Genomic DNA, 23,491 nt, shown 5'->3' with positions numbered 1-23,491 from the left:
ATGGAGATCCCAGCCGACCTCGGCCGGGTGCTCGTGATCATCCCGACCTACAACGAGCGGGACAACGTCGAGCGCATCGCCGGCCGGGTCCGCGCGGCCGTCCCCGCGGTGGACGTCCTGGTCGTCGACGACGCCAGCCCGGACGGCACCGGCGAGGTCGCCGACGCGATGGCCGCCGCCGACGAGCAGATCAAGGTCCTGCACCGGGCGGGCAAGGACGGCCTCGGCCCCGCCTACATCGCCGGGTTCCGGTGGGCGGCCGAACGCGGCTACGACGTCATGGTCGAGATGGACGCCGACGGCTCCCACCAGCCCGAGGAGCTGCCCCGGCTGCTCGCCGCGCTGGAGGACGCCGACCTCGTCATCGGCGCCCGCTGGGTGCCCGGCGGCGAGGTGCGCAACTGGCCGAAGCGCCGCGAGGCGCTCTCGCGCGGCGCCAACACCTACGCGCGGCTGATGCTCGGCATCCCGCTGCACGACGCGACCGGCGGCTACCGCGCGTTCCGCGCCGCGACCCTGGAGAAGATCGGCCTGGACGGCGTCGACTCGCGCGGCTACTGCTTCCAGATCGACCTCGCGCTGCGGGCGCTGCGGCAGGGGCTCCGGGTCGTGGAGGTGCCGATCACGTTCGTCGAGCGCGTCCACGGCACCAGCAAGATGAGCCGCGACGTGATGGCGGAGGCGGCCTTGCGCATCACCCAGTGGGGGATGGCCGACCGCCTCGGCCGCTCCCGCCCGCCCCGCTGACCCCGCCCCGCCGAGCCCGCCCCGCGACCCCGCCGGCGCCCGACGAGGGCGGGCGGGGGAAACGTTCGGCGGCGTCCCGGCGTTGTACGGGGTAGGGAGAACGTCCGCGACCCCGAAGATGGAGTCATGCTGCCGCTGCTACTGGTCCTCGCGCTGCTCGCGACGCCCGTCCTGGAGATCTACGTGATCATCCAGGTGGGCGGGGTGATCGGCGCCTGGCCGACGATCGCGCTGCTGGTCGCCGAGAGCGTGCTCGGCGGGTGGATCGTCCGCCGGGAGGGCCGCCGCGCCTGGCGGGCCCTGGAGGAGACGCTGCGCCGCGGCGTCATGCCCGACCGGGAGCTCGGCGACGCCGCCCTGGTCATGGCGGGCGGCGTGCTGCTCCTCACCCCCGGGTTCGTCACCGACGTGATCGGGTTCGCGTTCGTGCTGCCGTTCACCCGGCCGCTGGTGCGCCGGGCGGTGTCCCGGTTCGCGGCGCGGCGGATGCGGGCCGCCGAGGCGCGGGCCCGCGAGCGGGCGGCGGCGGGCGCGGTGTTCCCGCCCGGCTTCGGCGGCGCCCCCTTCGACCCGTTCGGCCGCGACCGGTACGGGCCCGAGCGCGACCGGGTCGAGACCCCGCCGGGACCGGTGGTCCGCGGCGAGGTCATCGACGAGGACGACCCGTCCTCCCGCACGTGACCGGCCCGCCCATGAGCGGTCAGGCGTCCCGTGCGGCGAGCACCGCCGCGCCCGCCAGCAGCGCCGCCGCCGTGTAGGCGGCGAGGACGCCGAGGCCCGCCCACGGCCCGATCGGCAGCCGCTCCAGCGCCCGCGTCGACTGGACGGCCAGCCCCGCCGACTCCGGCGCGTACTTGGCGAGCCGGTCCCGCCAGGCGTCGTCGCCCACCATCCCCGCCACCAGCGGGACGAGCCACAGCGCCCCCAGCACCGCCGTGACCGCCGCCGCCTGGTCCCGCAGTGCGGTTCCCGCGCCGAGCGCCAGCAGCGCCACCAGGACCAGGTACAGGACGGTCCCCGCCGCCGCCCGCGCGGTGGGCCCGTCCAGCGACGACAGCGGCGGGTACCCGTTCGCGGCGGTGAAGCCGTTGCCGGGCAGGATCCCGCGGCCCGCCGCCAGCGAGCCGAGGACCCCGGCCGTCCCCGCGGCGGCGACCGCGCCCGCGACGACGGCGGCCTTGGCGGCGAGGACGGTCCAGCGGCGCGGCACCGCCGCGAGCGTCACCGCGATCGTCCCGGTCGCGTACTCGCCGCCGACCGCGAGGACGCCGAGCACGACGGCGGCGGCCTGCCCGAGCCGGACGCCCGACAGCGCCAGCTTCGGCGTGTCCTCCCGGCACCCGGCCGGGGTCGCGCAGTGGGAGGTGTCGACCGCGCCGGTGACGGCCGCGCCGACCGCGACGGTCACCGCGGCCAGCGCCAGCAGCAGCCACGCCGTGCTCGGCAGCGTGCGCAGCTTCGTCCACTCGGCCCGCACCGCCCGCCCCGCCTGCCGGGCCCGGCCGGTCCGCGTCCGGCAGGGCCGCCCCGTCCGCCCCGTCCGGCCCGTCCGGCCCGTCTGGCCGGTCACGCGTCGCGCCTTCGCAGCAGCCACGCCGCGGCCGCCAGCGCCGCCGCCGTGTACGCGCACAGCACCCCGAACCCGGCCCACGGGCCGATCGCCGCGTCGTAGCGCGGCACCGTCTGCTGGATCGCGAACCCGGCCGCCGGGGTGACCCGCTCCACCCACCGCGCCGCCGACACCGGCAGCCCGGTCGCGGTGATCTCCGGGACGAGCAGCACCAGCAGCACCGCCGCGATCGCGACCGCGCTGCGCCGCACGATCACCGCCGCCGCCAGGGCGAGCACCGCGAGGACGGCGAGCAGCCCGGCCGTGCCGAACACCGCGCGCAGCACCGCCGGGTCCGACACCGGCGGCGGCGCCATCCCGCCGGACACCAGCAGCGGCCGGGCGAGCAGCACCGACCCGAACGCGGCGGCCAGCCCGGCGGCCAGCGACGCCAGCCCCACGACCACCGCCTTCGCCGCCAGCACCCGTCCCCGCCGGGGACTCGCGGCGAACGTGGTGCGCAGCGTCCCGCGCCGGTACTCGGCCGTCATGAACAGCACCGCCAGCGCGACGATCGCGGCCTGCCCGATCATCGCGCCCGCCAGGGTCGCCTTGGTGACGTCGGGGGCGAACTCGTCGGGGCCGATGTCGCCGGTGCCCTTCAGGGTGAACGTCCCGCCGGAGCGGGTGCTGCCGTCCAGCGCCGGGTCGTCGGCGGGGCCGCCGACCGGGCCGCTCCGGTCCCGCCAGGCGGCGCCCGGCGCGGCCGGGGACACCGCCACGTTGTCGAAGGCCGCGGTGGTGGCGCCGGGCTCGCCGGAGATGATCTCGCCGCCGAACACGCGCCGCACGTCGACCTTGTCGGGGACGGCGACGAACATGCCCGCGAGCGCCTGCCCCCGCAGGCCGTCCAGCCGGACCGAGCCGACGCGCCGCCAGCCCCGCCCGTCCGGGGACGCGTAGCCGGTGACGGTGGCGCCCGCGCGGGTCAGCCGCAGCCACTGCGGCGCCGCCGCGCTCCCGCCGCCGGCGCCGTCGCGCTCGTAGCCGGTCAGCATCCGCACGCCGCGCCCCGGCGTCACCGCCAGCGCCGCGTACGGGGCGCCGCGCTCGGCGCTGCCCCGGATCATCAGCCCGGCCTTCGCCCACGCCCCGCCGCCGTCCTGCGAGGCGACCCGCGCCACGACGGACCCGTCGCCCGCGAGCGGCAGGTAGGTGTAGTGCCCGAGGTCGATGATCTGCCGCCCGGCGGTGGAGGGCGGCTTGTCCTCCGGGCCGCTGGAGCCGCTGTCGGACGCCGACAGCAGCGCCACCGCCACCATCAGCACGACGGCGGCGAGGAGGGTCAGCGTCCACCGGGGGACGGTGCGCAGCTTGGTCCACTCGGCCAGCAGCAGCCGCCCGAACCCGTCGCGGGCCTCCCCGGCGACGGTGCTGCGGTAGGGAGCGGGCGGCGCGGGCGGTGCGGGCGCGGTCACCGGGCGTCCCCGCCGGCGACGGCCTGGAACTCCAGGGCGTCCTTGGTCAGCTCCATGTACGCCTCCTCCAGCGACGCCCGGTGCGCGGAGATCCCGCTGAACGCGACGCCCTCCCCGGTGAGCAGCTCGATGACCCGCTCCGCGGTCGGCCCGGCGACGACGAGGGCGTCCGGCCCCGACGCGGTGACGGTGGCGCCCGCGCGGGCCAGCACCGTCATCGCCTCCCGCCGCCGTTCGGTGCGCACCTCGACCCGCCCGTCGGACGCGGCGGCGAGGAGGTCCTCGACGGGGGTGTCGGCGATCAGCCGGCCCCGCCCGATCACGAGGAGGTGGTCGGCGCCGCCCTCCAGCTCGCTCATCAGGTGGCTGGACACCAGCACGGCGCGGCCCTCGGCGGCCAGCGACCGCAGCAGGCCCCGGATCCAGGCGATGCCCTCGGGGTCCAGGCCGTTGACCGGCTCGTCGAACATCAGGACCGGCGGGTCGCCGAGCAGCGCCGCCGCGATCCCGAGCCGCTGCCGCATGCCGAGCGAGAACCCGCCCGCCCGGCGCCGCGCCGCGGGCCCGAGCCCCGCCTGCTCGATCACCTCGTCCACCCGGCGGGCGGGCAGGCCGTTGGCGTGCGCGAGCCAGCGCAGGTGGTCGCGGGCCCGGCGGGCGGGGTGGACGGCCGACGCGTCCAGCATCGCGCCGAGCCGGCACAGCGGGGTCCGCAGCGACCGGTAGGGCCGCCCGCCGACGAGCGCCGTGCCCGCGTCGGGACGGTCCAACCCCATGATCATCCGCATGGTGGTGGACTTGCCCGCGCCGTTCGGGCCGACGAACCCGGTGACCCGCCCCGGGCCGACCGTGAACGACAGGCCGTCCACGGCCACGGTCGTCCCGAACCGCTTGCGCAGCCCCCGTACTTCGATGGTTGCCTCCATGCTCCGGGAGGCTACGGACCGGGGCGCCGCCGGGTCGTCACGCCCCGGGACCGTTCGCGGCGCGGGCGGCGGGGGGACCGCGCGTCCCCCGGCGGGGGGACGCCGCCGCGCCGCCGTCCGCGCCACAATGGCGGACGTGGAGGTCGACGCGGGACGGCGCGCACGGTGGTCGGCGGGGCGGCCGCCGCGATGGAAGGGGAGCCTCGGCGCGTGGCCGGTCGCCGGGGCCTGCCTGGCCGCAGCCTCCGTCGTGGAGGCGGTGTACCGGGCGCCGGTGTGGGGTGCGGCGCTGTCGGCGGCGATCGTGGTGGACGTGTGCGCCACGCTCCCGCTCGTCCTCGCCCGCGACCGGATCACCGCCGCCGCCGCGGCGATCACCGTGGCGGCCCCGGCGGCGTGCGTCCTGCACCGGGGGTTCGCCTTCGCGGCCCTGGCCGCGCTCGTGACCGTCTGGGGCGCGCTGCTGCGCCGCCGGGCGCTCGGGCGGCGGGCGCGGGCCGCCGAGCTGGACGCCTCCCGCCGCGCGTTCGAGCACACGCTGCTGGAGCACACCGCGCGCGGCGAGCGCGCCCGCATCGCCCGCGAACTCCACGACGTCGTCGCGCACCACATCTCGATGATCTCCGTGCAGGCCGAGACGGCGCGGCTCGCCGTCCCCGGCATGCCCGACGAGGGCGCGAAGCGGCTGCTGGCGATCGGCGACACCGCCCGGACCGCGCTCACCGAGATGCGGCGCCTGCTCGGCGTGCTCCGCGAGGACGCCGAAGCCGCCGGGGCCGCGCCGGACCGGCGTCCCCAGCCCGGCCTGCAGCAGCTCCTCGACCTGGTCGACGAGGCCCGGGCGACGGGCGCGGCGAACACGCGGCTGACCGTCCGGGGGAGCGTCGCCGCGCTGGACCCGGGGGTGGAGCTGGCCGCGTACCGGATCGTCCAGGAGGCGCTGACCAACGTGCGCCGCCACGCGCCCGGCGCCGCCGTGGACGTGGAGGTGGAGTACACGGCCGCGGAACTGCTCGTCCGCGTCCGCGACAACGGCCCAGGCCCCCCGCCGGGCGACGCCCCGCAGGGTGGGTCGGCGGCCGGTCACGGGCTTCTCGGCATGCGCGAGCGGGCCGCCGCGGTCGGCGGGGCGCTGCGCACCGGCGCGGGGCCGGTCGGCGGGTTCCTGGTCGAGGCGGCGCTGCCGACCGACGACGCGGACGGCGGAGCGCGGTGAGCGTCCGCGTCGTGGTCGCCGACGACCAGGAGGTCGTCCGCGCCGGGTTCGGGGCGCTGCTCGGCACCCAGGCCGACCTCGCCGTCGTCGCCACCGCCGCCGACGGCGCCGCGGCCGTGCGGATGTGCCGCGAGCACCGCCCGGACGTCGTCCTGATGGACGTGCGGATGCCGGTCATGGACGGCATCGAGGCCACCCGCCGCGTCACCGCCGCCCCGGACGCCCCGCGCGTCCTGATGCTCACCACGTTCGACCTGGACGAACACGTCTACGACGCCCTGGTCGCGGGGGCCAGCGGGTTCCTGCTGAAGGACGTCACCGCCGAGCGCCTGTTCGACGCCGTCCGGGTGGTGGCGGCGGGGGAGGCGCTGCTCGCCCCGGCCGTCACGCGCCGCCTGATCGGGGAGTTCGCCCGGCTGCGCCCGCGGCCGCCGTCCGCGGGCCCCGGCGTCCTGGACGCGCTGACCCCGCGCGAGACCGACGTGCTCCGCCTGGTCGCCGAGGGCCTCACCAACGCCGAGATCGCCGCGCGGCTGGTGGTGGGGGAGGAGACCGTCAAGACCCACGTCAGTCGGATCCTGCGCAAACTGGGGCTGCGCGACCGGGTCCAGGCCGTCGTGACCGCCTACGAGACCGGCCTCGTCCTGCCCCGCGCGGGCCGCTGAGGGCCCCCCGGGCATGGAAAGGGCCCGCACCGTCGCCGGTACGGGCCCTTCCCGCGCGTGCTCTCAGCCGCTCACGCCGACCGGCGGCGCCCCGCCCGCAGGATCTCCAGCCGCTCCGCGAGGACCTCCTCAAGGTCTTCGAGCGTCCTGCGTTCCATCAGCATGTCCCAGTGCGTGCGCGGCGGCTTCCCCTTCTTGGCTTGGGGCAGCTCCCCGTCGACCCGCAGGGCCGTGGCGCCGCAGTTGCGGCATTCCCAGGTCATCGGCACCTCGGCCTCGGCTGCGAGCGTCACGGTGAACCGGTGGCCCTTCGTGCAGGTGTAGTCGACCTCTTGGCGAGGGGCCAGATCGGTGTTGCGATCGTTCTCGTAGCTCGTCGCTCCGAGTCGGGTGCCGCGAAGTGCGCGCTCGGCCATCGTCACGTGCCTCCCAGACGGCTTGCGGTCCTGCCATCACCAACGCTGAATACCGTGACAAGATTCCCGCCGGGGGAGTGATCCAACCCTGCCGTTTCCGGCCGGGCCGCGCCGCGGGGCGAGATCGTCCCGCCGGACGGCGGCCGGGGCGGGTCAGCCGCGGGTGGTGACGACCTCGTCGATCAGCCCGTAGTCCTTGGCCTCGGCGGCGCCGAAGTACCGCGTCCGGTCCAGGTCGGCGCGGACCGTCGCGGGGTCGCGGCCGGTCGCCTCCGCCACGATCGCCTCGGCCTGCTCGCGCAGCCGCAGGATCTCGCGGGCCTGGATGTCGAGGTCGGTGGCGTACCCGCGCGACACCTCGATCGCGGGCTCGTGCAGCACGATCCGCGCGCCGGTCAGCGCCTGCCGGCGGCCGGGCTCGCCCGCGGCGAGCAGGATCGCCGCCGCCGACCCGGCCTGCCCGACGCAGGTCGTCTCGACCGGCGGCCGGACGTAGCGCATCGTGTCGCAGATCGCCAGCATCGCGGTCAGCGACCCGCCCGGCGAGTTGATGTACAGGGCGATGGGGCGGTCGGGGTCCATCCCCTCCAGCGCGAGGAGCTGCGCCGTCACGTCGTTGGCGCTGACGTCGTCGACCGGCGTGCCGAGGAAGACGATCCGGTCCTCGAAGAGCTTGTTGTAGGGGTCGGTCTCCTTGCGGCCGTAAGTCGTCCGCTCCTCGAACGACGGGACGAGGTAGCGGCGTTCCGCGTGTGTCATGTGCCCACCCGGTCGGTGCTGTCGATGACGTGGTCGACGAAGCCGTAGTCGCGGGCCTCCTCGGCGGTGAACCAGCGGTCGCGGTCGCTGTCGGCCTCGATGCGCTCCAGCGGCTGCCCGGTGTGGAACGCGGTCCGCTCGGCGAGGGTCCGCTTGAGGTACAGGGACTGCTCGGCCTGGATCTTGATGTCGGACGCGGTGCCGCCGATCCCGCCGTGCGGCTGGTGCATCATCACCCGGGCGTGCCGCAGCGCGTAGCGCTTGCCCGCGGTGCCGGCGCACAGCAGCGTCTGGCCCATGGACGCGGCCATGCCCATCACGACCGTGGATATGTCGTTCGGGACGAACTGCATCATGTCGTAGATCGCCATGCCCGCGTCGACGACGCCGCCGGGGGAGTTGACGTAGATCGTGATGTCGCGCCGGGCGTCGTGCGCGGCGAGCAGGAGGAGCTGGGCGTTGACCCGGTTGGCGAGCTGGTCGTCGATCTCGCTGCCGATGAACACGATGCGCTGCGCGAGGAGCCGCTCGAACAGCTGCGCCTCGGCGAGCTGCGGGGCCTCGGTGACGCTGGCCCGCGTCCTGCCGACGTAGGTCGTGTAGGGCGTGTTCGGCCGCTCGCCGGGCCGGTCGCCGTCCCATCGCATCGGTCCGTCGCTCACGTGACCCTCCTTGATCATCTGTACAGTTCGTACACTATGTACGTGAGCACGTTAACGCGGTGTGGCTGAGGGCGACCAGGGGAGAGCGGGGAGTTTCGCTATACGATGAATCACGTGGATGTTCCGGTAACCGAAGCACGTGCCCAGTTCGCGGATCTGGTGAACCGGGTCGCCTACACCGGCGAGCCGGTGAAGCTGACGCGGCGCGGCCGGGTGATGGCCGCGCTGGTCTCCCCGGAGGACCTGGAGCTCCTGGAGATGGTCCGGTCGCAGCGTCTCGACCTCCAGGTCGGCGGGACGGTGCCGCCCGGGCAGCCGTCCCGGCCCGCCGAGCGTCCCGGCCCGTCAGGGCCGATGCGGATCGCGGCCGAGTACCGCCCGCCCGGCTTCACCCGCTGACGGGGCCGCCGCTCCCGGCCGCGCCCCGCCCCGGCAGGGCCCGCCTCAGGAGGGGCCGCCTCAGGAGGGGCCGGGCCACTGGCCGCGGGCCGACATCACGTCCCGCAGGGCGAGCAGCTCGTCGGTCATGATGCCGTCGACGCCGAGGTCGAGCAGGCGGCGCATGTCGGCGGGCTCGTTGACCGTCCAGGCGTGGACCTGCAGGCCGAGCTCGTGGGCGCGCGCGACGAACGACTCGGTGACGAACGGGACGGGCCCGAGCCCGTAGGGCACCTGCGCGCAGGCGACGCCGGTGGCGGCGAGGCGGATCAGCTTGGCGGCGGGGCCGCCGTAGGACTTGGCGCGCAGCGCCATCACCCCGCGCGGGCCGAGCGCGGTGCACACGTCCCGGTCGGTGAACAGCGGCAGCCGGGCGCGCATCTGGGCCAGGCGGCGGGTGGAGAAGGACGTCAGGCACACCCGGTTCCACGCCTTGGCGCGGTGCAGGGCCGCGGCGAGCGGGCCGATGACGGGGGCGTCCTTCAGGTCGATGTTGACGCGGGCGTCCGGGAAGGACGACAGCAGCTCCTCCAGGCGGGGGATGGGCTCGGTGCCGCCGATGCGGGCCTTGGCGACCTCGGCGTAGGGCAGTTCGGCGATGACGCCCCTGCGGTCGGTGACGCGGTCGAGGGTGCGGTCGTGGAAGGCGACGACGACGCCGTCGGCGGTGGCGTGCGCGTCGGTCTCCAGGTAGCGGTAGCCGAGGTCGACGGCGCGCTGGAAGGCGGCCATGGAGTTCTCCGGGCGGCCGCCGGCGCCGCCGCGGTGGGCGAACGGGATCGGTCCGGGGTGGTCGAGGAACTCGTACGAGCGGCGCACCCGTCCGATTATGTCGGACGGGGAGGTCACGACGGACCTTACTGTGTAAAGGCCCGCGGTTGTGTGACGTCGGTGCTACGGTCGGCCGCGGCAAAACGATCGACCAAGGAGCGGGCGTGGCGGACGTGAACGAGTACAGAGCGACGTTCGAGCTGGTGGACGTCGACGGCGACGGCTACATCTCGACGGCCGAGCTGAAGAACCTCATGGCGAAGCTCGGCCAGGACGCGACCGACACGCGCGTGGTGGAGGTGGTCGTGGCCGCCGACGCCAACCGCGACGGCAAGATCTCCTTGGAGGAGTTCACGGCCCTGATGGAGGGCGCCGCCGCCCGTCCGTGACGGCGCCCCGGGAGCCGGTCAGGGGCGGCGGCGGAGCCGGAGGGCGTTGTCGGTGCGGGTCATGACGCGTCCGTCCGGGGCGGTCTGGACGCGTTCGTGCTCGCCGCTGCGCAGGACGTCCCAGTCGCCGTCCGGGAGCGCGAGCGAGGCGAGGACCTCGTCGGCGGTGGGCAGGTGGACGCCGCCGTGGGCGTCGGGGTCCCAGGGCGGCGGCCCGGCGTGCCCGACGATCAGCAGCGTGCCGCCGGGGGCGACGGCCGCGGCGGCGGCGCGCAGGATCTCCTCGCGCGGCATGCCCTCGTGGGGCGAGTGCAGGAAGTGCGCGGACACGAGGTCGAAGGACCCCTCGGGGAACGACTCGGCGAGGTCGCGGCGCTGGAGGTCGACGCGGTCGGCGACGCCGGCGTGCTCGGCGTGGCGGGCGGCGCGCTCCAGCGCGACGGCGGAGATGTCGGTGGCGGTGACGCGCCAGCCGCGGCGGGCGAGCCAGATCGCGTCCGCGCCCTCGCCGCAGCCGAGGTCGAGGGCCGTGCCGGGGTCGAGGTCCGCGGTCTCCTCGACGAGGACGGCGTTGGGTTCGCCGCTCCACATGTGCTCGTGCTCGGCGTAGCGGGAGTCCCAGAACTCCTGGCCGTTGGTGGGTTCGTCCATGCCGCGATGGTGCCCGGACGGGCGCCCGTCCCGCTAACGACGTTGCCGTTTCGGCAAAGCAGGCAGGGTCAGGACGTCCATTCGCGGCGGCGGGCCTCGGCGAGGGCGATGGCGGTGGCGACGGCGACGTTGAGGGAGCCGACGCGTCCGATCTGGGGGATGTAGGCGACCGCGTCGGCGGCGGCGAGCAGGGCGGGGGAGCAGCCGTGGTCCTCGCCGCCGACGGCGAGGCAGACGTCGCCGTCCAGGGGCGCCTCGTGCAGCGGGACGGCGTCGCCGGTGAGCTCGATCGCGACGAGCCGCAGGCCCTCCTTGCGGACGGCGGCCGCGGCGTCGGCGGCGGACCCGGCGTGCTCCCACGGGACGAGCCGCAGCGTGCCGAGCGCGGTCTTGTCGACGCCCTTCTGCGTCGGGGGAGTGGCGTTCCCGGCGAACCAGACGCGCTCGACGCCGAACGCGGCGGCGCTGCGGACGATGGAGCCGGTGTTGAACGGCTGGGTGACCGATTCGACGAGCAGGCCGAGGCGGGCTTCGGTGCGGCGGCGCCAGTCGCGGTTGAGGCGCTTGACGTCGGTGCCGCGCAGCTGCCGGCGTCCGGGGGTGGTCGGGCCGCTCATCGGGTGGTGCCTTCCGTGTCGGGTTCGGGGCGGGCCGTGACGCGCAGGACCCGGTATCCGGACCGGGACGCGACCCGCTCGGCGGGGAGGCCCTGGCCGTCCAGCCAGCGCTGCAGGGAGTCGGAGCCGAGGTGCCGCTGGACGACGAGGTGCGCGGCGCCGCCGGGGGAGAGGCGGGGGAGCCAGGCCAGGAGGAGGTCGTGCAGGGCGGTCTTGCCGACGCGGATCGGGGGGTTGGACCAGATCGCGGCGAAGCGGAGGCCGGGGTCGATGTCGTCCGCCACCCTGAACCTTACATTGTCAAGGCCAGCGGCTTGAGCATTACCCTCGGCGAGTTCCAAGGCCCTGCGATTAACGTCCACGCCCCAAACCATCGACTGGGGAGAGCGTTTCGCGAGGGTGAGGGCGATGGGCCCGTATCCGCAGCCCAGGTCGAGGAGGTCGCCGGTGGGCGGCGGCGGAGGGACGGTCTCGAGGAGGATGCGGGTGCCGGGGTCGATCCGGTCGGGGGAGAACACGCCGGCGTCGGTGTCGAGCCGCAGGTGCAGGTCGGGCAGGACGAGGTCGACGGTGCGGCGGCGGCTCGCGGTGCCGGGCCGTTCGGCGAAGTAGTGTTCCCCCACGTCGGCCGACCGTACCAGCGTCGCGCGGGTACCGGCGCCGCGCCGGTGCGGGCGCTCGGGCGGGCCGCGCTAGGGCAGCCGGGAGAACCAGGCGAGGGACGCGCCGCCGGCGGCGAGCGCGAAGATCAGCGCGATGCCGAGGTAACGGGCGGCGACGTCGCGGTGCTCGGTCTTGAAGCCGAGGGAGGTGCCGATGTTGGCGTAGACCTCGCGGAGCTGTCCGGCGTCGGCGGCCTCGTAGGACTTGCCCTCGGTGCTGTCGGCGAGGGCGCGCAGGGTCTCCTTGTTGACCGAGACGCTGGTGGTCTCGCCTTCGATGTCGACGGTGCCGTAGGGGGTGCCGAAGGCGATGGTGGAGACGGGGACGTGGGCGCCGCGGCTGGCGTCGATGGCCTCCTGGACGGAGCGTCCGGTGGTGTTGTCGCCGTCGGAGAGCAGGACGATGTGGGCGGGCGGCGGGTCCTGGCTGGCGTCGGCGTCGAAGGAGCGGATGGCCTGCAGCGAGGTGAAGACGGCCTCGCCGATGGCGGTGCGTTTGGCGAGGACGAGCTGGTCGATGGAGGCGATGGCGGCGGCGCGGTCGGCGGAGGGGGCGGCGATGAGGTTGGCGTTTCCGGCGAAGCCGACGACGCCGACGTTGAAGCGGGCGGGGAGCTCGTCGATGAACTTCTTGGCGGCGGCCTTGGCGGCGTCGAAGCGGCTGGGTGGGACGTCCCTGGCCATCATGGACAGGGAGACGTCGATGGCGACCATGATGGTGGCGCGGTCGCGGGGGACCTTGACGGAGTCGGCGGGGCGGGCGAACCCGATCATCATGAGGGTGATCATGATGAGGAAGAGGGCGGCGGCGACGTGCCGGCGCCAGCCGGGGCGGCGCGGGGCGACCTGGGAGAGCAGGGCGAGGTTGGTGAAGCGGACGGCGTAGCGGCTGCGGCGGAGCTGGAGCAGGGTGTAGGCGGCGGCCAGGAGTGGGAGCAGGCCGAGCAGCCAGAGGCGTTCTGGTGACAGGAAGGTCATGGGCGCGCTCCCGCGGTGGTGACGGGCCGGCCTGCGGCGCGGCGCTGGCGGAGGGCGAAGCGGGCGATGTCGGCGATCCAGTCGCGGTCGGTGCGCAGGACGAGGTGGTGGGCGCCGCAGCGGCGGAGGGCGTCGCGGGTGCGGGCGCGTTGGGCGGCGGCCGCGGCGGCGTAGCGTTCGCGGGTGCGGCGGTTGAGGACGATCTCGTGGACGGCGCCGGTCTCGGGGTCGGTCATCTCGACGAGTCCGACGTCGGGGAGGTCGAGTTCGCGGGGGTCGATGATCTCGATGGCGAGGACCTGGTGGCGGGTGGTGAGGCGGCGGAGGGGCCGTTCCCAGTCGGGGTGGGCGTCGTGGGCGCGGCCTGTGGTGTGGGCGGCGGGGAGGCCGGTGGGGTCGGCGCCGTCGGGGCCGAGGAAGTCGGAGATGATCACGCGGAGGCCGCGGCGGGTCTGGCCGCGGTCGAGGGAGGCGATGGCGGCGGGGAGGTCGCGGGGGGAGGCGGTGCCGGTGCGGGTGGTGCCGGGGGTGGTGTCGTCGACGGACTGGGCGTCGAGGACGGCTTGGAGGAGGGCGTAGAGGGCGGCTTTGCCGGTGCGGGCGGGCCAGCGGCGCATGCCGTCGTGGTGGAGGAGGTAGGCGCCGACGCGGTCGCCGAGGCGGACGGTGAGGAAGCCGACGGCGGCGAGGGCGGCGACGGCGAGGTCGCGTTTGGTCATGGTGGTGGTGCCGAAGTCCATGCTGGGGGTGAGGTCGGCGAGGGCCCAGGCTTCGAGTTCGTGGTCGGCGATGAGGTCGCGGACGTGGGGGGTGGTGGTGCGGGCGGTGACGGCCCAGTCCATGTGGCGGACGTCGTCTTCGCCGGGTTGGTAGAGGCGTGCTTCGGCGAGTTCGGTGCCGGGGCCGGGGAGGAGGCCGAGGTGTTCGCCGTTGAGGAGGCCGTCGAGGCGGCGGGTGACCTGGAGTTCGAGGCGGCGGAGGGTGCGTTCGGGGGCGAGGTGGGCGAGTTTGCCGCTGCGCCTCCGTCCGGTGGTGGGGTGGCGGGGGGTCATGCGGTGGTCACCGCCGCCGATCCGTGGTTCCACACGACGCGTGGCGGGGGGACGGCGGTGATGATCTGGGTGATGACGTCGGCGGCGTCGACGCCGTCGGCGAGGGCGTCGAAGGTGAGGACGAGGCGGTGGGCCATGACGTCGCGGGCGACGGCGCGGACGTCGTCGGGGAGGACGTAGTCGCGTCCGGACAGGAGGGCGAGGGCGCGGGCGGTGGCGGCGAGGCCGAGGGTGGCGCGGGGGCTGGCGCCGATGTCGATGACGCCGCGGAGGTCGGGGAGGCGGTACTGGTCGGGTTCGCGGGTGGCCATGACGAGGCGGACGATGTAGTCGGCGATGAGTTCGTGGACGGAGACCTCTTCGGCGGCGCGTTGGAGTGCGGCGAGGCGGTCGGTGTCGAGGGTCTGGGCGGCTTCGGGTGGGTCGACGCTCATGCGCTGGAGGATTTGGAGTTCCTCGTGGGCGGCGGGGTGGTGGACGTCGATCTTCATGAGGAAGCGGTCGCGTTGTGCTTCGGGGAGGGGGTAGACGCCTTCGGATTCGATGGGGTTCTGGGTGGCGAGGACGATGAAGGGTTTGGGGAGGGGGTAGGTGTTGCCGCCGAGTGAGACCTGGCGTTCGGCCATGACTTCGAGGAGGGCGGACTGGACTTTGGCGGGGGCGCGGTTGATTTCGTCGGCGAGGACGAAGTTGACGAAGACGGGGCCGAGTTCGACGTCGAACTGTTCGGTGGAGGGGTGGTAGATGCGGGTGCCGACGATGTCGGAGGGGACGAGGTCGGGGGTGAACTGGAGGCGGGCGAAGGTGCCGCCGACGACTTGGGCGAGGGTGCCGACGGCGAGGGTCTTGGCGACGCCGGGGACGCCTTCGACGAGGCAGTGGCCGCGGGCGAGGAGGGCGACGACGAGGCGTTCGACCATGTGGTCTTGGCCGACGATGACCTTCTTGACTTCGGCGAGGGTGTTCTGCAGGAGTGCTGCGGCCTCGTCGACGTCGGTGGCGGCGATGGTCATGACGGGTTTCCCCTCAGTGTCCGTCGGGTGCCTGGGCTGGGCGCGTTTTCGACACTACGCGATCACTTGTACCCGTTCGTTGGGGATACGTGCGTGTTGCGGGTGATCGGTTCGGGTGGGGCGGTGGGCGGGGGCGGGAGGCCTGTGGGGGCGGGGGGTGGGTCGTGTCTCGGGGCTGATCGTAGGGGGTGGTTGTTAGTGTTGCGGCCATGTCGAGGCCGTTGCCCCCGGGTGATCCTGACCGGTTGGGGCCGTTTCGTTTGTCGGCGCGTTTGTCGGAGTCGGCCGCCGGGATCGTGTTCCTGGGGGTGGACGGTGAGGGGCGGCGCGCGAGTGTGGCGGTGTTGAACCGGGGTGCGGCGGGGGACGCGGCGGCGCGGGACCGGTTCCGTGCGGCGATCAACGCGGCGGTGCCGGGGCGTGGTGGGCCGGGCGGGCCCGGTGGGGTGTCGGGTGGGGGGCCGGGTGATCCGGCGCCGGTGGTGGCGGCGCAGCCGGATGGTCCGGCGCCGTGGGTGGCGACGGCGTATGAGGCGGATCGTGCGGGTGCGGAGCGGTTTCTGGAGCCGGTGGTGTTCCAGGGGTCGGGGCGTCCGTGGTGGGGTGGTCGGCGGCGTCGGGGGCCGCAGTTCCAGCCGTATTGGCTGGGGTCGGCGGAGCCGGCGTTGGAGCGTCCGGAGCCGCCGCCGGGTCCGGGCGGGGCGGGGCCGGTGGTGGTGGAGCGTCCGCCGGAGCGGAGTCTGGTCGGGGGTGTGCTGGGGCTGGCGGCGGGGTTGCTGGTGCTGGCGTTGTTGATGGGGGTGCTGTTCGCGTGTCAGCCGGAGGCGAAGGAGCCGCCGCCTCCGCCGCCGGAGCCGACGCCGTCGTTTCCGGTGCCGTCGCGGCCGCCGCCGACGTCGGCGCCGGGTCGGCCGGGTGAGCCGTCGCCGTCGCCGGGGAGTCCGAGTCCGCCGCCCACGTCGGCGCCGGGGCAGCCGGGTCAGCCGGGTCAGTCGCCGTCGCCGGGTCCGGGCGGTGGTGGCGGTGAGGACGGCGATGGGCCGTTGTAGCGTCCGGTAGCGCTGTGGGGTGGTGCGGTGGCGCCCGGGAAAGGGTTTGCCGTGTTTCGGCGGGGCGGGCGAGCATGGGGGGATGCTGGGGAGTCTGGTCGCGTTCGCGGGCGCGGCGGTGTTGATCGCGATGGCGCCGGGGCCGAGCACGGTTGTGATCATGCGGGTGTCGGTGCGGTCGGGGCGCCGTGCGGGGCTGGCGGCGGTGCTGGGGAACGAGACCGGGGTGCTGGTGTGGGGGGTGGCGGCGGCGGTGGGCCTGTCGGCGCTGCTGGCGGCGTCGCGGCTGGCCTATGACGGGTTGCGGGTGGCGGGCGCGGCGGTGCTGGTGTGGTTCGGGGTGCGGGCGCTGTGGCATGCGCGCCGCCGCGTCGGCGATGACCGCGATGACGGTGTCGCCGCGGCGGGTGATGGGGGCCCGGGTGATGGGGGAGCGGGGGACGGGGGCGGGCCGTCGGGGTGGCGGTGGTATCGGCTGGGTCTGGTGACGAATTTCGCCAATCCGAAAGCGGGGGTGTTCGCGGTGTCGTTCCTGCCGCAGTTCGTGCCGGACGGGTGGCCGGTGCCGGTGGTGCTGGTGGGGTTCTCGGTGCTGTGGGCGTTGATCGATCTGGCCTGGTACGCGGTGGTGGTGTGGCTGGCGGGGGCGGCGCGGCGGGTGCTGGTGCGGCCGGTGGTGCGGCGGCGGCTGGACCAGGTGTCGGGTGTGGTGCTGGTGGGGCTGGGCGTGCGGTTGGCGGCCGCGACACGTTGACAATTCCGTTGAAGGTTCCACCGTTTTGGCACATTTTCATGATCGCCCAATGGGGGCGGGTGGCCGTAGCCTAGGGCGGTGACCGCACTGGATGAACTGGCCGACCGGTACGTGGACGCGTTCGCAGCGCTGGACCCCTGCCTGGCGGCGATGATGGGGATCTCGGGGCAGGACGCGCGGCTGACCGACTACGGCCCGGACGGCGTGGCGGCGCGCGCGGAGCTGGCGCGCGCGACGCTGGCGGAGCTCGCGCGGACCCCGGTGGAGGGTGAGGCGGGGCGGATCGCCGCGGCGGTGCTGCGGGAGCGCCTGGAGGTGGACGTCGCGCTGGACGAGGCGGGCGTCCGCGAGGGCTGGCTCGATACGACCGACGGTCCGGTGCAGCGGCTCCGGACGGCGGTCGAGCTGCTCGACCAGGGCAAGGACAGCGACTGGGAAGCGGTGCTGGCGCGGGTGTCGGCGCTGCCGGGGGCGCTCGGCGGGTTGCGGGACGGTCTGGAGCGGGCGTGCGGGCGTGGCCGGGTGGCGGCGCGGCGGCAGGTGCTGCGCAGCGCGCGCGAGTGCTTGGACGTCCCGGCGTATCTGGGTGAGCTGGCGGGCCGGTACCAGGTCCCGGACGGTCCGCTGCGGGGGGCGCTGGACGCGGCGGTGGAGGCGGCGTCGGCGGCGCTGGGGGAGTTCGCGGAGTTCCTGACGGGTGAGCTGGCGGGCCGGGCGCCGGAGCGGGACGCGCTCGGCGCGGACCGGTACCGGCTGGGGGTGCGGGACTTCCTCGGCACGGAGCTGGACCTGGCGGAGACGTACGCGTGGGGCTGGGAGGAGCTGGCGCGGGTCGAGGCGCAGATGGCCGAGGCGGCGGAGGCGATCCTGCCGGGTGCGCCGCTGCCGGAGGTGGTGGCGGCGCTGGACGCCGATCCGGCGCACCGGATGCGGGGCGCGGAGGCGTTCCGGGCGTGGATCCAGGAGCTCGCGGACCGGGCGATCGCGGACCTGGACGGGGTGCACTTCGACATTCCGGAGCCGTTGCGGCGGATCGAGTGCCGGATCCCGCCGGTGGAGGCGGGGGTGTACTACCTGGCGCCGGCGGAGGACCTGTCGCGTCCGGGGACGGTGTGGTGGACGGTCGACGACCCGTCGGCGGACATCGTGACCTGGAGCGTTCCGGCGACCATGTTCCACGAGGGGGTGCCCGGGCACCACCTCCAGCTGGGCGTGACGACGCTGAACCCGGTGCTGAACCGGTTCCAGCGGGTGTCGAGCGAGCTGCACCCGGGGCACTGCGAGGGGTGGGGCCTGTACGCGGAGCGGCTGATGGACGAGCTCGGCCACTACCCGGATCCGGCGCACCGGCTGGGGATGCTGGCGGGCGGTCAGCAGTTCCGCGCGGCGCGGGTGATCCTGGACATCGGGATGCACCTGGAGTTGGAGATCCCGGCGGGGACGGGGTTCCACGAGGGCGAGCGGTGGACGCCGGAGCTCGGCCGGGAGTTCCTGGCCGCGCACGCGGGCCCGCGGTCGGGCGCGGAGGTGGCGTTCGAGATCGACCGTTACCTGGGGCGTCCGGGGCAGGCGATCGCGTACAAGCTGGGGGAGAAGATCTGGCTGGAGGCGCGGGAGGCGGCGCGGCGCCGGGACGGCGCGGCGTTCGACCTGAAGGAGTTCCACCGGCGGGCGCTGGACCTCGGCCCGATGGGCCTGGACCTGATGCGCGCCGAGCTGTCCCGCCCCTGACCCGCGGGTTGTGGGCGGCGCGCTTTGAGCGGCCGGTCAGACGGGTTCGGAGCGGTTGGCCTCGGCGGCCGGGGGGACGGCGTCGACGCCGGTCTCGCGGAGCCAGCGGCGCGCGTCGCGCCACCGGTCGCCGCCCTCCCGCTCCCCGGACGTGCCGGGCGTCTCGGGTGGGGCGTCGGGTGAGCCGCCGGTCCCGGTGGGGCCGGGGGCCGCGCTGCCGACGTGGCAGGCGCGGGCGTCGCCGGGTTCGACGATCCTCTTCTCGTAGTGGGGCGGCCAGCGCAGCAGCATGCGGCGGCCGCAGGTGGGGCAGGCCCACTCCTCCAGCCCGGACTCCTCGGTCCGGACCATCCGCATCTCGTGCGTCCTGTACACGGCGGGGCCTCCTCGACCTGTGCGTCCCGGTCGCCCGGGGTTGAAGAGTTGATTGCCCGCGTCAAGCGGGATAAACGGGACGGCAAGCGGCTTTGTGTGCAGGTCACGGCCGGGCCGCCGCCGGGAAACGGATCGTTCACGCGTGTCAATGCCCCCGGTAAGCCCGTGGGCGGCGGCCGTTCGGCCCCTGGTCGGCCGTGTCCGGGCGCGGTCCGCGGCGTGCTCGCGGAAAAAGGTTTGGGGACGGCGCGGGCCCTGTTTTAGGCTGGCCCGCATGAGCGCTTATTACGACGGCGCGGCGCGGGTGATCGTCTCCGCCGCCGTCGCCGTTCGGCTGCGTGAGCGTCGCCCCGCCCTGGACCGTCCAGGCCGCGCCGGCGCTTGACCACCCGGCGGGCCGCTGACGCCCGCCCGGTTCCACTCCGTGTGACGGGACGCGCCCCATGCGCGCGTCCATGCGCGCGTCCATGCGCGCGTCCATGCGCGCGTCCATGCGCGCGTCCGTCCGCGTGAGGTGAGCGCCCGCGTTCAGGTGAACGCCGGCCGCCGCCTCGCAGCACCGCCCGCCGTCCGCACGGCGCCGCCCGCTTCAGCGCGGCGCCGTCTGCCGGTGCGCGGGCCGCGCTGACCGCGCCGCCGGTGTCCGCGCCGTTCGCGCCTGCCGTCGTCCAGGGCCTTCGAGCGTCCCTCGACCGCCCGACCGGCCCGCGACGGGCCGGGGACCCAGGACACGGTGACCGTGAACCGCACCACCGACCGCAGTACGAACCGCACCACGAACCGCGCCGGGAGCCGCAGTGCCCGGGGCCATGCCCGCCGCGCGCTGTCGCAGAACTTCCTCGCCGACCCCGAGATCATCGCCCGCTACGCCCGCGCCGTCGGCGACGGCCCCGGCGGCCTGGTCGTGGAGGCGGGCGCCGGCGACGGCCGCATCACCGCCGCGCTCGCCGGGCGCGCCCGCCGCGTCATCGCCTACGAGATCGACCCGGTGATGGCGGCGCGGCTCGCCGACCGGTGCGCGGGCCTGCCGCACGTGACCTGCGTGACCGGCGACTTCCTGCGGGCCCGGCCGCCGCGCGGCCGGTTCCACCTGGCCGGGAGCATCCCCTACGCGGCCACGTCCCGGATCGTCGGGTGGGCCCTGGACGCGCCGTCGCTGGCGTCGGCGACGCTGATCGTCCAGCGGGAGTACGCGCGCAAGCGCACCGGCGACTACGGGCGGTGGAGCCGCCTGACCGTGCGGACGTGGCCGGAGTTCGGGTGGCGGCTGGGACGGCGGATCGGGCGGGACCGGTTCCGTCCCGTCCCGCGCGTGGACTCGGCGGTGCTGCGGCTGGACCGCCGCCCGGTCCCGCTGCTGCCCGCCGCCGCGATGGGCGCCTACCTCGACTGCGTCGACCTGGGGTTCACCGGCGTCGGCGGGACGCTGCGGGCCTCGCTGCGCACCGTCCACCCGGCCCGGCGGGTGGACGCCGCGTTCCGCGCCGCCGGGCTGCCCCGCGGCGCGGTCGTCGCCGACGTCCACCCCGACCGGTGGGTGGCCCTGGTCCGCGCCCTGCACCCCTCCCTGATTCAGGCCCTGAATCAGAAGGGGTAGGTGGCGATCTCGCCGCGGACGGTCACCCACTGCGCCTCGGTGAACGCCTCGATGTTGGCGTCCGGGCCGCCGAACCGGGACCCGTTGCCCGAGGCGGCGACCCCGCCGAACGGCACCACCGGCTCGTCGTTGACGGTCTGGTCGTTGATGTGCACCAGGCCCGTCTGCACCGCGTCGGCGATCTTCATCGCCTGGCCGACGTCGCCGAGGATCCCGAGCGACAGCCCGTACTCGGAGTCGGACGCCAGCGCGATCGCCTCCTCGGCGGTGGAGAACGGCACGACCGGCGCGACCGGCCCGAACACCTCCTGCGCGTAGGCGGGCATGTCCGGGGTCACCTCCGCGAGGACGGTCGGCCGGTAGAACAGGCCCTCGTGGGTGCCGCCCGCGGCGAGCCGCGCGCCCGCCGCGACCGTGTCGCGGACGAGGCCGTCGACGTGGGCGAGCTGCCCCTCGTCGATGATCGGCCCGAGCGCGACCTGCGCGGTGTGGGGGTCGCCGACGGCGAGCTTGTCGGCCTTGTCGGCCAGCGCCGCGACGTACTCCTCGTGCAGGCTCTCGTGGACCAGGTGCCGCCCGGAGGTCATGCAGATCTGCCCCTGGTGCAGGAACGCTCCCCACGCCGCCGCCGACACCGCGTCGGGGACGTTCGCGCCCGGCAGGACGATCAGCGCGTTGTTGCCGCCGAGCTCCAGGTGGGCGCGCTTCAGCAGCCGTCCGCACACCTCGCCGATGACGCGTCCCGCGGCGGTGGACCCGGTGAAGGACACCACCCGCACCTCCGGGGCGGTCACCACGGCCTCGCCGGGCTCGCGGCCGCCGGGCAGCAGGTGCAGCAGGCCCTCCGGCAGGCCCGCCTCCTGGAAGATCCGCGCGATCGTGACGCCGCCGCACACGGCCGTCCGCGGGTCGGGCTTCAGCAGGACGGCGTTGCCGAGCGCCAGCGCGGGCGCCACCGACCGCATCGACAGGATCAGCGGGAAGTTGAACGGCGCGATCACGCTGACGACCCCGGCGGGGCGGCGCCGCGACAGGCTCCACCGCGGCTGCGCCGACGGCAGCACGATGCCCTGCGGGTGGGAGGCCAGCGCCGCCGACTCGTAGCACAGGCTCGCCGCGAAGTGCGCCTCCAGCTGCGCCTTCGGCGGGATCGACCCGGCCTCGCGGACCAGCCACTCCTCCACCTCGGCGGCGTGGTCCTCGAACAGGCGTCCCGCCCGGCGCAGGACGGCGGCGCGCTCCTCGTAGGTGCGGGCCGCCCAGTCCCGCTGCGCCGCCGCGGCCGACCGCGCCGCGCGGGCCGCGTCGGCCGCGCCGGCCTGCCCGATCGTGCCGAGCGTCGCGCCGGTCGCGGGCTCGGTGACGGCGTAGGAGCCGCCGTCCCCGGCGACCCACCCGCCGTCGAAGATCTTCCCGGTCCACACGCCGGGGTCGAGCAACGTCATCGCTCCTCCTCATCCGGGCCGCGCCCCGACCGGCCGCCCACCGGACTGCCCCCGGGGGCCGCGGGGGACTGCACACGTGCCCCGTACCACCCTCGCAACGCGGGGCGTTCACAGGAACATCATCATTCCGTTCAATGAAAAAACCCCGCCGAAAGACCCCCGGGCCGGGTCCCGTGCGCGGCGGGCTGCGGAAAAAGGCGTTGCGGGTGGGACGGGCGGCGGGGCACCCTGATCACGCGGGCGCACCCGGCGCCCGAGCCACCGGAGGAGCGGTCATGACCTGTCGACGCGGCGATCGCGCCCGGACCCGCCCGGCGGCCCCCTGACACCCCGGCTTCACAGCCCAGCGGCAGGCCGCCTTCCCCGACCGGAAGCGCGGCCCTTTCCATCTCCCCCTCCGCCCCACCCCTCCGACCCGACCCCCCGGTTCAGGGGGACGCGGCGCCGTAGCCGAGCGGTCTCAGGCGACGGTCTGCAAAACCGTTCCACGTGGGTTCGAATCCCACCGGCGTCTCCGCCCCGCCCCCCCTGTCACCCTGGGGGCGGGGTCCCCTCCCCGTAGCTCAGCGGACAGAGCACCGGCCTCCGAAGCCGGAAGCGCAGGTTCGATCCCTGCCGGGGAGACCCCTCCACGCCCGGCCGCGGTTCAGGGCCGCTGCTGGATGCGGACCATGTTGCCCGCCGGGTCCCGGAACGCGCAGTCCCGCACCCCGTACGGCTGGTCCACCGGCTCCTGGACGACCTGCGCCCCGCCCGCCCGCAGCCGCTCGAACGTCCCGTCCAGGTCACCGGTCGCCAGGATGATCCCGCCGTAGACGCCCTTCGCCATCATCTCCGCGACCGTGCGGCGCTCCCGCTCGCTCACCCCCGGGTCGGCCGCCGGCGGGTGCAGGACGATGGACGTGCCCGGCTGCCCCGGCGGGCCGATCGTGATCCAGTGCAGGTCCCCGTAGGCGACCTGGCCCCGCACCTCGAACCCCAGGGCGTCCCGGTAGAACGCCAGCGCGGCCTCCGGGTCGTCGTGCGGCAGGAACGCCGAGTGAATGCTGATGCCCATGACCGCCACGCTAACCGCCCGCCCGCGGGCGCGGCACGGGCAGGCGGCGCGGTCAGCGGCTTCGGAGGGGCCTGGTCACCTGCTTGGCCACGCACGGCGGCATGCCCTGCGTCGCCTCCGCCGCCTGCCTGCGGTACACGCTCGGCGGCACCCCGACCAGCTCGGTGAACCGGGTGCTGAACGTCCCGAGCGACGCGCAGCCCACCTCGAAGCACACCTCGGTGACCGACAGGTCGCCGCGGCGCAGCAGCGCCATCGCCCGCTCGATCCGCCGCGTCATCAGGTACCCGTAGGGCGACTCGCCGTAGGCGCGGCGAAATTCGCGGCTCAGGTGCCCGGCCGACATGTTCGCCCCGCGCGCGAGGGCCTCCACGTCCAGCGGCCGCGCGTACTCCCGGTCGATCCGGTCGCGGACGCCGCGCAGCCGCGCGAGGTCGCGCAGCCGCCGCGCCTCCGCCGTCCCCTCGGACGCCCCCGAACCGGTCACGCACCAG

Annotated in this window: 26 protein-coding genes and 2 tRNA genes; 11 read left to right on the top strand and 17 right to left on the bottom strand. The window is 75.2% G+C overall.

Annotated elements, in window-relative coordinates; genetic code table 11:
• Positions 1 to 747, top strand: coding sequence for a polyprenol monophosphomannose synthase (locus ACH01S_RS06945; protein ID WP_067886481.1), 747 nt, complete (start codon positions 1 to 3; stop codon positions 745 to 747).
• Positions 748 to 873: 126 nt separating this feature from the next.
• Entirely contained in the window at positions 874 to 1,428 is a 555-nt protein-coding gene (locus ACH01S_RS06940) for an FxsA family protein (protein ID WP_148344714.1), read from the top strand.
• Between the two features lie 19 nt (positions 1,429 to 1,447).
• Here the strand turns inward: ACH01S_RS06940 and ACH01S_RS06935 are convergent, their stop codons facing one another.
• Genes ACH01S_RS06935 through ACH01S_RS06925 form a run of 3 tightly spaced genes read right to left on the bottom strand, consistent with a single transcriptional unit; the run spans position 1,448 to position 4,700 of the window.
• Positions 1,448 to 2,317, bottom strand: a complete 870-nt coding sequence (locus tag ACH01S_RS06935) for an ABC transporter permease subunit (RefSeq protein ID WP_222869221.1) — start codon at positions 2,315 to 2,317, stop codon at positions 1,448 to 1,450.
• Positions 2,314 to 3,774 (bottom strand): ABC transporter permease subunit, encoded by a 1,461-nt coding sequence (locus ACH01S_RS06930; protein ID WP_067886479.1) that lies wholly within the window; start codon positions 3,772 to 3,774, stop codon positions 2,314 to 2,316. Before ACH01S_RS06930 ends, ACH01S_RS06935 begins: the two co-directional genes overlap by 4 nt.
• The gene (locus tag ACH01S_RS06925) at positions 3,771 to 4,700 is read right to left on the bottom strand and encodes an ABC transporter ATP-binding protein (protein ID WP_067886477.1); all 930 of its coding nucleotides are present in this window, start codon (positions 4,698 to 4,700) and stop codon (positions 3,771 to 3,773) included. The genes ACH01S_RS06930 and ACH01S_RS06925 overlap by 4 nt, the downstream gene beginning before the upstream one ends.
• A gap of 136 nt (positions 4,701 to 4,836) precedes the next feature.
• On the opposite strand from ACH01S_RS06925, the gene ACH01S_RS06920 reads away from it, so the two are divergent.
• Both ACH01S_RS06920 and ACH01S_RS06915 read left to right on the top strand, forming a co-directional pair.
• On the top strand, positions 4,837 to 5,916 hold the full coding sequence (locus ACH01S_RS06920; protein WP_218010155.1) for a sensor histidine kinase: 1,080 nt from the start codon (positions 4,837 to 4,839) through the stop codon (positions 5,914 to 5,916).
• Entirely contained in the window at positions 5,913 to 6,581 is a 669-nt protein-coding gene (locus tag ACH01S_RS06915; protein WP_067886475.1) for a response regulator, read from the top strand. The genes ACH01S_RS06920 and ACH01S_RS06915 overlap by 4 nt, the downstream gene beginning before the upstream one ends.
• Before the next feature lie 71 nt (positions 6,582 to 6,652).
• Here ACH01S_RS06915 and ACH01S_RS06910 read toward each other — a convergent pair whose 3' ends face one another.
• The 3 genes from ACH01S_RS06910 to ACH01S_RS06900 all read right to left on the bottom strand — a co-directional run bounded on the left by ACH01S_RS06910 (position 6,653) and on the right by ACH01S_RS06900 (position 8,403).
• Positions 6,653 to 6,997 (bottom strand): RNA polymerase-binding protein RbpA, encoded by a 345-nt coding sequence (locus ACH01S_RS06910; RefSeq protein ID WP_067886474.1) that lies wholly within the window; start codon positions 6,995 to 6,997, stop codon positions 6,653 to 6,655.
• A 153-nt stretch (positions 6,998 to 7,150) separates the two neighbouring features.
• A complete protein-coding gene (locus ACH01S_RS06905; protein ID WP_067886472.1) occupies positions 7,151 to 7,756 on the bottom strand; it encodes an ATP-dependent Clp protease proteolytic subunit in 606 nt (201 codons plus the stop codon).
• Positions 7,753 to 8,403, bottom strand: coding sequence for a ClpP family protease (locus ACH01S_RS06900; RefSeq protein WP_067886639.1), 651 nt, complete (start codon positions 8,401 to 8,403; stop codon positions 7,753 to 7,755). Before ACH01S_RS06900 ends, ACH01S_RS06905 begins: the two co-directional genes overlap by 4 nt.
• Positions 8,404 to 8,532: 129 nt before the next feature.
• Here ACH01S_RS06900 and ACH01S_RS06895 point away from each other — a divergent pair, with 129 nt between their 5' ends.
• On the top strand, positions 8,533 to 8,817 hold the full coding sequence (locus ACH01S_RS06895; protein WP_148344713.1) for a type II toxin-antitoxin system Phd/YefM family antitoxin: 285 nt from the start codon (positions 8,533 to 8,535) through the stop codon (positions 8,815 to 8,817).
• Between the two features lie 60 nt (positions 8,818 to 8,877).
• Here the strand turns inward: ACH01S_RS06895 and ACH01S_RS06890 are convergent, their stop codons facing one another.
• Positions 8,878 to 9,675, bottom strand: a complete 798-nt coding sequence (locus ACH01S_RS06890; RefSeq protein ID WP_067886637.1) for a glycerophosphodiester phosphodiesterase family protein — start codon at positions 9,673 to 9,675, stop codon at positions 8,878 to 8,880.
• Positions 9,676 to 9,800: 125 nt separating this feature from the next.
• Between ACH01S_RS06890 and ACH01S_RS06885 the strand changes: the two genes are divergently transcribed.
• Complete coding sequence (locus ACH01S_RS06885; RefSeq protein WP_370671559.1) at positions 9,801 to 10,016, top strand: EF-hand domain-containing protein; 216 nt, start codon at positions 9,801 to 9,803, stop codon at positions 10,014 to 10,016.
• Between the two features lie 18 nt (positions 10,017 to 10,034).
• Here ACH01S_RS06885 and ACH01S_RS06880 read toward each other — a convergent pair whose 3' ends face one another.
• The 6 genes from ACH01S_RS06880 to ACH01S_RS06855 form a co-directional block, all read right to left on the bottom strand.
• Positions 10,035 to 10,667, bottom strand: a complete 633-nt coding sequence (locus ACH01S_RS06880) for an SAM-dependent methyltransferase (RefSeq protein ID WP_067886466.1) — start codon at positions 10,665 to 10,667, stop codon at positions 10,035 to 10,037.
• 68 nt (positions 10,668 to 10,735) lie between these two features.
• Positions 10,736 to 11,284: a TrmH family RNA methyltransferase gene (locus tag ACH01S_RS06875; RefSeq protein WP_067886464.1), complete on the bottom strand. Its 549-nt coding sequence runs from the start codon at positions 11,282 to 11,284 to the stop codon at positions 10,736 to 10,738.
• Positions 11,281 to 11,907 (bottom strand): class I SAM-dependent methyltransferase, encoded by a 627-nt coding sequence (locus ACH01S_RS06870; RefSeq protein ID WP_067886462.1) that lies wholly within the window; start codon positions 11,905 to 11,907, stop codon positions 11,281 to 11,283. The genes ACH01S_RS06875 and ACH01S_RS06870 overlap by 4 nt, the downstream gene beginning before the upstream one ends.
• A 69-nt stretch (positions 11,908 to 11,976) precedes the next feature.
• A complete protein-coding gene (locus ACH01S_RS06865) occupies positions 11,977 to 12,924 on the bottom strand; it encodes a VWA domain-containing protein (protein WP_067886460.1) in 948 nt (315 codons plus the stop codon).
• Positions 12,921 to 13,976, bottom strand: coding sequence for a DUF58 domain-containing protein (locus ACH01S_RS06860; RefSeq protein ID WP_067886635.1), 1,056 nt, complete (start codon positions 13,974 to 13,976; stop codon positions 12,921 to 12,923). The genes ACH01S_RS06865 and ACH01S_RS06860 overlap by 4 nt, the downstream gene beginning before the upstream one ends.
• Positions 13,973 to 14,989 carry an AAA family ATPase gene (locus ACH01S_RS06855; RefSeq protein ID WP_067886458.1) on the bottom strand — a complete coding sequence of 339 codons (1,017 nt, stop codon included), beginning with the start codon at positions 14,987 to 14,989 and terminating at the stop codon, positions 13,973 to 13,975. The genes ACH01S_RS06860 and ACH01S_RS06855 overlap by 4 nt, the downstream gene beginning before the upstream one ends.
• Positions 14,990 to 16,120: 1,131 nt before the next feature.
• Between ACH01S_RS06855 and ACH01S_RS06850 the strand changes: the two genes are divergently transcribed.
• Together ACH01S_RS06850 and ACH01S_RS06845 are read left to right on the top strand one after the other, a co-directional pair.
• Positions 16,121 to 16,792, top strand: coding sequence for a LysE family translocator (locus ACH01S_RS06850; protein ID WP_067886633.1), 672 nt, complete (start codon positions 16,121 to 16,123; stop codon positions 16,790 to 16,792).
• A 78-nt stretch (positions 16,793 to 16,870) separates the two neighbouring features.
• Complete coding sequence (locus ACH01S_RS06845; protein ID WP_067886456.1) at positions 16,871 to 18,523, top strand: DUF885 domain-containing protein; 1,653 nt, start codon at positions 16,871 to 16,873, stop codon at positions 18,521 to 18,523.
• Positions 18,524 to 18,559: 36 nt separating this feature from the next.
• On the opposite strand, the gene ACH01S_RS06840 is transcribed toward ACH01S_RS06845, so the two are convergent.
• On the bottom strand, positions 18,560 to 18,898 hold the full coding sequence (locus ACH01S_RS06840; protein WP_067886454.1) for a hypothetical protein: 339 nt from the start codon (positions 18,896 to 18,898) through the stop codon (positions 18,560 to 18,562).
• A gap of 823 nt (positions 18,899 to 19,721) precedes the next feature.
• Here ACH01S_RS06840 and erm point away from each other — a divergent pair.
• The gene (gene erm / locus ACH01S_RS06835; protein ID WP_370671560.1) at positions 19,722 to 20,495 is read left to right on the top strand and encodes an ErmE/ErmH/ErmO/ErmR family 23S rRNA (adenine(2058)-N(6))-methyltransferase; all 774 of its coding nucleotides are present in this window, start codon (positions 19,722 to 19,724) and stop codon (positions 20,493 to 20,495) included.
• On the opposite strand, the gene ACH01S_RS06830 is transcribed toward erm, so the two are convergent.
• Entirely contained in the window at positions 20,483 to 21,940 is a 1,458-nt protein-coding gene (locus tag ACH01S_RS06830) for a benzaldehyde dehydrogenase (RefSeq protein WP_067886452.1), read from the bottom strand. The genes erm and ACH01S_RS06830 overlap by 13 nt on opposite strands.
• A 440-nt stretch (positions 21,941 to 22,380) precedes the next feature.
• Between ACH01S_RS06830 and ACH01S_RS06825 the strand changes: the two genes are divergently transcribed.
• Positions 22,381 to 22,454: transfer RNA gene (locus ACH01S_RS06825), tRNA-Cys, on the top strand.
• Positions 22,455 to 22,492: 38 nt separating this feature from the next.
• Positions 22,493 to 22,564 (top strand) — tRNA-Arg (locus ACH01S_RS06820).
• Between the two features lie 22 nt (positions 22,565 to 22,586).
• On the opposite strand, the gene ACH01S_RS06815 is transcribed toward ACH01S_RS06820, so the two are convergent.
• Together ACH01S_RS06815 and ACH01S_RS06810 are read right to left on the bottom strand one after the other, a co-directional pair.
• Complete coding sequence (locus ACH01S_RS06815) at positions 22,587 to 22,997, bottom strand: VOC family protein (RefSeq protein ID WP_067886450.1); 411 nt, start codon at positions 22,995 to 22,997, stop codon at positions 22,587 to 22,589.
• A 52-nt stretch (positions 22,998 to 23,049) separates the two neighbouring features.
• On the bottom strand, positions 23,050 to 23,484 hold the full coding sequence (locus ACH01S_RS06810) for a helix-turn-helix transcriptional regulator (RefSeq protein WP_067886629.1): 435 nt from the start codon (positions 23,482 to 23,484) through the stop codon (positions 23,050 to 23,052).
• Between the last annotated feature and the right edge of the window lie 7 nt (positions 23,485 to 23,491).

The organism is Actinomadura chibensis NBRC 106107, from assembly GCF_001552135.1.
Classification (GTDB): Bacteria; Actinomycetota; Actinomycetes; order Streptosporangiales; family Streptosporangiaceae; genus Spirillospora; species Spirillospora chibensis.
This window is presented reverse-complemented; position numbering and strand designations above follow the sequence as displayed.

Bases quoted from the DNA above. Each gene is read 5' to 3' on its own strand.
- ACH01S_RS06945 (WP_067886481.1), top strand. From the start codon at position 1: ATGGAGATCCCAGCCGACCTCGGCCGGGTGCTCGTGATCATCCCGACC.
- ACH01S_RS06940 (WP_148344714.1), top strand. From the start codon at position 874: ATGCTGCCGCTGCTACTGGTCCTCGCGCTGCTCGCGACGCCCGTCCTG.
- ACH01S_RS06925 (WP_067886477.1), bottom strand. From the start codon at position 4,700: ATGGAGGCAACCATCGAAGTACGGGGGCTGCGCAAGCGGTTCGGGACG.
- ACH01S_RS06910 (WP_067886474.1), bottom strand. From the start codon at position 6,997: ATGGCCGAGCGCGCACTTCGCGGCACCCGACTCGGAGCGACGAGCTAC.
- ACH01S_RS06905 (WP_067886472.1), bottom strand. From the start codon at position 7,756: ATGACACACGCGGAACGCCGCTACCTCGTCCCGTCGTTCGAGGAGCGG.
- ACH01S_RS06900 (WP_067886639.1), bottom strand. From the start codon at position 8,403: ATGCGATGGGACGGCGACCGGCCCGGCGAGCGGCCGAACACGCCCTAC.
- ACH01S_RS06880 (WP_067886466.1), bottom strand. From the start codon at position 10,667: ATGGACGAACCCACCAACGGCCAGGAGTTCTGGGACTCCCGCTACGCC.
- ACH01S_RS06875 (WP_067886464.1), bottom strand. From the start codon at position 11,284: ATGAGCGGCCCGACCACCCCCGGACGCCGGCAGCTGCGCGGCACCGAC.
- ACH01S_RS06865 (WP_067886460.1), bottom strand. From the start codon at position 12,924: ATGACCTTCCTGTCACCAGAACGCCTCTGGCTGCTCGGCCTGCTCCCA.
- ACH01S_RS06860 (WP_067886635.1), bottom strand. From the start codon at position 13,976: ATGACCCCCCGCCACCCCACCACCGGACGGAGGCGCAGCGGCAAACTC.
- ACH01S_RS06855 (WP_067886458.1), bottom strand. From the start codon at position 14,989: ATGACCATCGCCGCCACCGACGTCGACGAGGCCGCAGCACTCCTGCAG.
- ACH01S_RS06850 (WP_067886633.1), top strand. From the start codon at position 16,121: ATGCTGGGGAGTCTGGTCGCGTTCGCGGGCGCGGCGGTGTTGATCGCG.
- ACH01S_RS06830 (WP_067886452.1), bottom strand. From the start codon at position 21,940: ATGACGTTGCTCGACCCCGGCGTGTGGACCGGGAAGATCTTCGACGGC.
- ACH01S_RS06815 (WP_067886450.1), bottom strand. From the start codon at position 22,997: ATGGGCATCAGCATTCACTCGGCGTTCCTGCCGCACGACGACCCGGAG.